General features: G+C 69.4%; 1 protein-coding gene. It reads left to right on the forward strand.

All coding sequences use genetic code 11. From position 1 onward, the window contains the following. The first annotated feature begins 206 nt into the window (after positions 1 to 206). Positions 207 to 1,391, forward strand: coding sequence for a hypothetical protein (locus tag MKK75_RS00180; protein WP_244040627.1), 1,185 nt, complete (start codon positions 207 to 209; stop codon positions 1,389 to 1,391). The last annotated feature ends 185 nt before the right edge of the window (positions 1,392 to 1,576 follow it).

The following is a 1,576-nucleotide window of genomic DNA, read 5'->3' on the forward strand; positions in this document are numbered from 1 at the left end:
TTCATGGTCTGCGAGGGGGCCCGCAGCACCAGCACTGTCGAATCGCCGTCGGCGCCGTAGTCCCGCTGATACGTGCGGGACAGCACGCCCTGCCCGGTATAGGGTGAGGATAGGATGCACAACTGGGCGCCGGTGGGTCCCTCACCGGGGGGGAGCGGTGGGGCATCGTGGGCCGGTGCGGGGGGAGGTGCCGGGCGTTCAGCGTCGTGGGCGCCTACCTCGCCGGACTGATCGAGTACGGGGCTCTGGCGGGTCCGGGCGAGAGGGGGACGCTGCCGGTCATGGCCTCGACCACGGTGCAGGCCGCCAAGGTGTTCTCGTACGTGCTGGGCGTGTTCACGCACTCGGCCGAGATGCAGGACATGGTCGACGGTGACCCGGCCGTGGACAGGATCCGGCTGCGGGCGGGCGTGGACATCGAGGTCCGGCCCGCGAACTACAAGACGAGCCGCGGCGAGACGCTGGCGGCCGCGCTCTGTGATGAGGTGGCGTTCTGGCACCTGGAGAACAGCGCCAACCCAGACACCGAGATCCTCGACGCGATCCGCCCCGGTTTGGCGACCACCGGCGGCCCGCTGTGCATCCTATCCTCACCCTATGCCCGGAAGGGCGAGCTGTACCGCACGTATCAGCGGGACTACGGCGCCGACGGCGATTCGACAGTGCTGGTGCTGCGGGCCCCCTCGCAGACCATGAACCCGAGCCTGGACCCGGCGGTGGTGAAGCGGGCCTACACCCGCGATCCGGCAGCAGCTTCTGCTGAGTATGGCGCCGAGTTCCGCCGCGACGTGGAAGCCTTCGTCAGCCTGGAGGCGGTCCAGGCGTGCATGCCGGGCGACTTGCGCGAGATCGGCCCGATCACCGGTACGGGCTACAGCGCTTTCGTCGATCTGGCGGGCGGTGGCGCCGATGCGATGACCCTGGCCATAGGGCACGGCGAGGGGGATCTCGCGATCCTCGACGCGGTGCGCGAGATCCGCTCGGTCTCGCCCGACGCGATCGTGGAGGAGTTCTCGACCCTCTGCAAAGCCTACGGTGTCAGCCGGGTCGTGGGCGACCGCTATGCCGGCGAGTGGCCGCGGGAGCGATTCCAGACGCGTGGGATCACCTACGAGGTCTCGGAGCGGTCGAAGTCCGACATCTACCGCGAGTTCCTGCCGCTGCTGAACAGCATGCGGTGCCGGTTGCTCGACGTGCCGAACCTCCAGCAGCAGCTGGTCTCGCTGGAGCGGCGCACGACCCGCGGCAGCGGCAAGGACATCATCGACCACCCGCAGATGAAGGGTGCGCACGACGACGTGGCGAACGCGGTCGCGGGCGTGTTGGTGAGCCTGCAGAAGCAGCCCGGCGACTACGACCCGGATATGTGGGCGAGGCTGCTCGATGACTAGCGCCCCCGCCCGTCGAGCCACGGTTATCAGCTACGACCGATCGGATGCGGGTCTGTCTCCCCGCTCCCCGATGCGAGCCGTCCGGTTGAGCGCGCGGTGTTCGCCCGCCGTGCTGCTCCCGGCCGGTAAGCGCACCCACGGAGGCTGCCTGAATGGCTGACCAGACCCGGCGTCCGACCCCTGCG

It is taken from the genome of Methylobacterium sp. J-030 (assembly GCF_022829545.1).
In the GTDB taxonomy this organism is placed as follows: domain Bacteria; phylum Pseudomonadota; class Alphaproteobacteria; order Rhizobiales; family Beijerinckiaceae; genus Methylobacterium.